Origin of the sequence: Novipirellula sp., from assembly GCF_041583735.1 — a bacterium.
Taxonomy (GTDB): Bacteria; Planctomycetota; Planctomycetia; order Pirellulales; family Pirellulaceae; genus Novipirellula.
Map to the genome: position 1 here is coordinate 1 of NZ_JBFHFD010000508.1, position 6,210 is coordinate 6,210.

5 protein-coding genes are annotated in these 6,210 nt (G+C 53.0%); 4 read left to right on the forward strand and 1 reads right to left on the reverse strand.

Features of this window, described 5'->3' with window-relative positions; translation table 11 throughout:
- The first annotated feature begins 1,175 nt into the window (after window positions 1–1,175).
- The 3 genes from ABX962_RS26975 to ABX962_RS26985 all read left to right on the forward strand — a co-directional run bounded on the left by ABX962_RS26975 (window position 1,176) and on the right by ABX962_RS26985 (window position 4,409).
- The gene (locus ABX962_RS26975) at window positions 1,176–1,742 is read left to right on the forward strand and encodes a hypothetical protein (RefSeq protein ID WP_372724042.1); all 567 of its coding nucleotides are present in this window, start codon (window positions 1,176–1,178) and stop codon (window positions 1,740–1,742) included.
- An 822-nt stretch (window positions 1,743–2,564) separates the two neighbouring features.
- Entirely contained in the window at window positions 2,565–3,185 is a 621-nt protein-coding gene (locus ABX962_RS26980) for a DUF4272 domain-containing protein (RefSeq protein ID WP_372724044.1), read from the forward strand.
- Between the two features lie 849 nt (window positions 3,186–4,034).
- Window positions 4,035–4,409 (forward strand): hypothetical protein, encoded by a 375-nt coding sequence (locus ABX962_RS26985; RefSeq protein WP_372724046.1) that lies wholly within the window; start codon window positions 4,035–4,037, stop codon window positions 4,407–4,409.
- Window positions 4,410–5,007: 598 nt separating this feature from the next.
- Here the strand turns inward: ABX962_RS26985 and ABX962_RS26990 are convergent.
- Window positions 5,008–5,160, reverse strand: coding sequence for a hypothetical protein (locus ABX962_RS26990; RefSeq protein WP_372724047.1), 153 nt, complete (start codon window positions 5,158–5,160; stop codon window positions 5,008–5,010).
- Window positions 5,161–5,434: 274 nt separating this feature from the next.
- Here ABX962_RS26990 and ABX962_RS26995 point away from each other — a divergent pair, with 274 nt between their 5' ends.
- On the forward strand, window positions 5,435–5,935 hold the full coding sequence (locus ABX962_RS26995) for a hypothetical protein (protein WP_372724049.1): 501 nt from the start codon (window positions 5,435–5,437) through the stop codon (window positions 5,933–5,935).
- Window positions 5,936–6,210 lie beyond the last annotated feature (275 nt).

Sequence of the window (6,210 nt, forward strand, 5' to 3'; positions counted from 1 at the left end):
AGGAGTGAGGAGTGAGGAGTGAGGAGTGAGGAGTGAGGAGTGAGGAGTGAGGAGTGAGGAGTGCTTGGGGGAGGATCGCGGTGCAGACGGGGGTGTGGTGTTCGCAAGTGCCAGACAATGACGGATGGTAGACAATGGCGGATGGCAGACAGTGGCGGATGGCAGACAGAAAGATTGATGCGACAGAAAAATGAGACGTCGATGACGATTCGCGATGGGGATTGAACGCTGAAGTTGATTTCCATTTTTTAACCTTCCATCTTTTAACCTCTCGCGGTTATCGCGGGTGCAGACGGTTTGCGACGGAAGGCGTGACCGAGCAGAATGAAGCAACTATTTCCCTGCCTCTCCATCTCCATCTCCCTGTCCAACCTTCGGGTGAATGGAGTTCTCCGACCGACTGCCGTCCGTGGCCATCGCTTTTCGTCGCGTTGCGACTAGGGAAATGTTGAATCGGTTAGCTTTGGGGGACCGCAAGACAGACAATGTTCCATCGTTCTGTTTATTAATCTATCTGTCGCACCAATCTTTCGGTCGTTATTTGTGGCACCGTCCCCCTCGGTCACTGCGACAAGAAACGACCGGCTGTTGCAGATTGACCGTGTGCGCGCCGTGTCGGTCATTCAGTGATTTTCGTCCGGTGATCGTACTGACGGAAAATAGACAGGAAGATTGGTGCGACAGAAAAATTAAAAAGACGGAAAAGCGAGTGGCCTCTCCTTCTGACTGCATATTTTTGTCCAACATTTTTTTGCCTGTATTTGAGCATTGGGGGCGTTGCGTTTCTTTGGGCTCGTGGTCACCGATTCGTGTCGTCGGTTGGAAGGTGCGTCGATCGCTGTCGCCACTACCGCGGCTATTAACGCGATTGTAGAATTCGAACTGATCTCAGGTGAGAGGTGTCGGCTGGGAGCCGGATGCGCCGGCGGCGCCTGTCCGGTTCTGAGAGGGTTCGATGATCAATTGGACAAGGATCAAATATGGTGACACCACAAGGAGGAATCTGTGGCAAGCTGTGAACACAAAGCGTATCCTAACATCCGAGAGACACGGTTCTACTCGCCCGGAGGACGGCTTGCACGTTTGCTAAGATGGACGCCCAACTCTCCGTGCCCCGTGTATCTGCCGTTCGCCGACTCTAAAATGGATGCGTCTTGGGTTCGCACTACGAAACTTTGATTGACCACAACGCCACACCCGACGACGCTGCGTCTATCGGCGATGCCGTCATCGAGCTGCTGATCTCCGAGCGAATGCTCTTGGATACCCCTAACTCGGAATGCGTCCTCAATGGTGTCGGCTATCCTCCCGGTCCACGCCTATCGGAAATCTACAATTTTGCTGATCGTGAACTCGCGTTCTGGAGTGAACTCACGGTGAATGGCGTCAAGGTACACGCTGAACGGTACGTCAACTTCTTCGCGTTTCCCGTTTTTGAACACGCGATTTGTCCCGCCTGCAAAACGCTGTTCTCGGACGACGAATCGGTGATGGATCAACTCTATGATTGTGTCGGGCATTTCATCAATGACGATCGACTCAATTCGCTTCGTTGCCCAAAATGCTCTGTCCCAACCCGTTGCGATCATTGGACGACCAAACCAGATGTTGGGCTGTCGTATCTCGGCATCGAGTTTTGGAATTGGGCACCACTGTCACATTCGGGGTGGACCCTGTCCATTCCCGAATTGATATCCAACCGTCTCGGCCGCACAATGTCGAACGGATGGGGTAAACTGTAGTTGTCGCCCCACATTGCGGCGAACCAAGCGTTGGATACGGAGCCGCCTGCCACGCTTTTCTGAAATGGTTGACTGGCTAGCGGCGGCTTGGTCAACGTTAACGTTCGTCGAATTAGTGCTCAATATGCACCCATATCGCACACCTTGCTAGTTACCACCTGACGCCAATGCTATCGGTGATGGCGTACCCTATGACAGGCAGCGAAGTTTGGTGGGTGCGGCCACCTTAGGGTGCTTTGGCTACATTGGTCCATTTGCCGTCCAATCGCTTCTATACCGCATCAAACTCGGACCGATGCCAGTCACTTCCTATTTCGAAGGAATCGCTGCTTGGCATTGGCCGCCTAATCTCACCGGATATACCCTTCTTGTCCCGAACGTGTTGTGCATGCTTCTGCTTGGTCTGGCAGGGTTCTGCGGCTTTCCTGACAGACTGTGGTGTGAACCGGCTCGGCGTTTACTCTGCGCCGGACTTCTCGCCTTGCTCTCAGTGCTCGCTTTCGGATTGGTTATGATGTTCATTCATCCGACTCCCCGCGGTTGGTCCGCACAGCTTAATGCCGTTGTATACATGGCTGCTTCTGCTGCTGGTCCAGTTACGATGCTTGTCTGGTTCCTTCTTTCTCGAGTAAAGCGACGGAAGAGCGACAAACCAAACGATGCATGTGAGTCGCCGAGTTAAGATTATTGAAGTGGTGAGTCGTTCGCGCGGCCCCGCTGAACCGCACCGTTATTTGCTCAAGAACTCACAGGACTCAACTGCACGGGCCATCTCTTGTCGCCGCCGGGTGATTGGTGACGTTTTGTGTCAGGATGCTGCCAATGACCAATACCAAACAGTGGGCCGCATCTCATGGCTTGTGCGTCGATGACGTGGTGCTGCCGGTCTACGATTACGTCAAAGCGTACCATCGCACGGTCGAGGATGTCGCGATACGCACAATCATCCTTCACTGCGTGGCTGCAGTGGGCTACGGAGTCGATCCGCAGCCCATCATCGCTTGGCTCAAAGATCTCTCGGTCTGGGAAAAGGTTTCGCCGAACGAACAAAACTTCCTTTGTGCGAATGTTCCAACGGACAAAGAACGTAGCGATTCTCGATGGCGACAAGAGGCTCAGTGGGCATTGCTGTGGGCAATCGGCAAAGTCGAAGCACTTGGCTTGCCCACGCAAACCTGCGATACCGCAAGACTGGTCGACGAAATCATGCCCGGACTTGGTGATTCGATTGATCATTTTGTTTCTGCCGCATCGCTTCGCCCGCCTGCTGAGCTACTTGGCGAAGATGATCGCACCTATAATTTGCACTGCCATGCGCGTAAAGCGTTTCGTGACGGTTCGATGCCGGACGATTTAGTATACGATGTCTTGTTCCAACGCCACTACGCATTTGAGTGGCTCAGCGGCGAGGAAGACTGGGACAACGTGACAACCGACACATGACAGACGCATGCCACGGAGCCGGCGGTCGTGTCGGTTTTGTAATCAAAGCGTCTCGCGCCGGCCCGCTGATGTGTGGCCCTTATCCCGCTGACATTGCTTGAAACGGAATTTTAGTGACTTCCCCCAATCCATACTCGCCAGCCGCAATTTCATTTTCACAAGACATTGACGCGGCTACTTCTGAATACCCGTTGCGTTGGATCTACGCTGTGCATTTCACAGTTTTCGCCAGTGCTTTCATTGCGACCATGTACTTATGTTTTGCCGTCGGCTGGGGGTGGGCGGCCGCTAATGAACTTGCGTCTTTGTCGGGAGCGGAATTACTGTTCTTGACGCTCGTTACTTCGATCGCATGGTTGCCTCACGCAATTTTGATTCGACTTAGCCGACGCGTTCGAGATGCTATGCCAATCGCAACGGGTTTCGTTGGTGCTTTCACTTTCATGTTCATTTCGCAATCCGTTGAGTTCTTCGTTCAAAACACAGACAATCGTTTGTCGTATGCAATCTCGGGGACGAGCGAATTCGTCCTCGTGCCAATGTGCGCCGGGATCTCCCTCCTCTGCGTACTTGGCTTCTGCTGCGCACTGCGTCAATCGAAGGAATGACCATCACGGGCACCGGAGCGCATGAGCTGAGCGATTTGGCCGTTAGAAACTTTCCCGCGTGTTCCCGCTTACGCGTAACGTTATTCCCCCGAGCCGACAATCGACATGAGCACGCCCAAAAAAGACACTGCTCGGCTCGAACTGTGCGGCGATCCTTTCGCTGTTTGGTTGTGGTCACACTTCCCCGCCGCAACAACATCGCGCTGAAATACAACCCACCAATAAAACCAACACGCCTAACTTGTCCGAGAGCGATCTTCGAGAACTGACACGAATGTTGCCTGACTTCATCGATTCGGTGCAGCATCGTGAAAGCGGTAACGACGCAAAGGCTGCTTTGTCAACGCTTGCCGCATTACCGCTTGGTGTGAACCCCGAGGCGATGAACCGCATCGCAAACCGAGTCTTGTCTGGCACAATTGTCCACGGACTGGATCGCATCAAGGAAACCGCATTGCTTGCCCGCGATTCAGAAGATGCCGATAGTCGAAAAACAAAAACGAAAGAACTCGCCGATCTGCTGCGGATCGATGACGTCGACGAGCGCACGAACGAAATACTCGAAAAGCTACAGCACGGCCAAACGTCCACAACAGCCGGGAACTCGCTATACTGAAGCTTGGTGCTGAACTCATGCGGTCTGAGTCGCTTACAACACACGGAGGATAACAAATCGGTGACAGTGAGGGCATCGGCGCAGTCGGTCCTGAAGTCATGTCCTCGCCTTGCCCCCCGTTACCTCAATCGTTATCCGACGTAATCTTCTTCTAGCGACTTGGTTGATTGAATGCCAAAACTGCAATTCGGACTCCGCGTGCTGCTTGCCTTACCAGTCTGTGTTGTCGCGTTTTATCTTGGCTGGACGTCTCATGCGTCGCATGTCCAGTCCCAGCATGACCAAGATACGACCATTGCACAGCAACGAAGCGTCGAAGTTCAGCGAGAATTGTCACTGCAACGCGCCGTAAGAGCTAATGCACTCAGGGACTCGGTAGAGCGAATGGAACACCGAAACCGAATCCAATCATACGAACGCCTGTTGCATGACCCGGTTGGTGCGAAAATGTTCCCTTCAGGCTCATTCTGATATGAAGCGATGGAAACTAGTTCGAGACGGCGCGATCGTCACCGTCATGGTTGGCTGTTCATTCATTGCTGGATGGTGGGCATACGGACGTGATTTTGCAAATTCGAGGCGGATCAATTTCGATTTCTCAAAGCCGTACGTGATACCACGTGACCGCGAAGCGATAGGTACAGCGCCAACTCCAGATACAGCACCGTTTCTCGTTGGCGATCGTATTGATATCTTCGTTCAACTTGATGATTCGCTCGAACCTCTGATTCTCGATGCGGTCGTTACTCATCAACGGAAGACCAATTTTGGTATGCTGTTGCCGTATGGCGGGCGCGATTTGCTTGCCTACGCAAGAGACAATGGACTGCGTTTAATCTATCGTCTTTCAAACGCAACAACGGACCCGATTGCCCTGAAACAGTATCGACCTGGGACAACGCAACCGCAAAATGACGGGTAACCATCGTGTGCGCGCGGAGGCCCGTCGGTGTGATTTCACGAATGGATGCATAACTGACGGGCCCCGGTGACGCGGGCCGTTCGTCGACGAAGTAGAGAACACGATGTTTCATGTACCTCCTGATTTAGTCTGGGATGTTGATTCGATCCAACGCTCGTTTCAGTCCCTGGGGCTGAACTCTCGTGTCGATGGCGAAAGCGTCGTGCTCGAATTTCCACGCACGGGCGCCAACCGCTACGTCTTGCGACTGTTGGATTTCTTTGTATCCAGGTTTCGGTCCACGCTCAGAATCGAACACAGACGCGACTGCGCTATAGGAAGCGTAAACCTACATTGTCACCCAAGCATTCCTTTCGCAGTTGCGATTCGGCATGTTGAGGGAGTAATGCGGGATCATGGTTTTGTTCAAATTGGTACTGAAGCAACCGTCCGGGAAATTGCGATCAGTCTAAGTTCGAGTGACATCGAACTTCAAAAAACGCTCGACGAGTATGATTCTCATCAAGCGAAGTACACGCGCGAGAGCCCGAACGAATGGGCAATAGAGCGAGATCTAATACTAGCAAGAACTGAAGCGTTGCTCGTCAACGCGGCGATTCAATGAAATGCGCCGAACCATGCGATGCAAGTTGCCGACTGGAAATGGCGTGAAGAAGAGCGGGGGGGGGGAGACACGGAGACACGGAGACACGGAGACAAGGAGACAAGGAGACAAGGAGACAAGGAGACAAGGAGTGAGTGGAATTGCCCACGAAAAGTTGACAGTGGACCGGTCTTAACGGGAAAGTAAATGGTGCGTCCTGTGGATCAGGATTCACCGACGAGTAACGGTTTTTTGACGGCTTGCTCGAAGTCGATGGGACTCTGATAGCCAAGTGA

What these genes read in the sequence shown, in the direction of transcription:
- ABX962_RS26990 (WP_372724047.1), bottom strand. Translation starts at nt 5,160, where the DNA reads ATGAGTAACGACCGCATCGAGAATCAGAGGTTCGAGCGAATCATCAAG.
- ABX962_RS26980 (WP_372724044.1), top strand. Translation starts at nt 2,565, where the DNA reads ATGACCAATACCAAACAGTGGGCCGCATCTCATGGCTTGTGCGTCGAT.
- ABX962_RS26995 (WP_372724049.1), top strand. Translation starts at nt 5,435, where the DNA reads ATGTTTCATGTACCTCCTGATTTAGTCTGGGATGTTGATTCGATCCAA.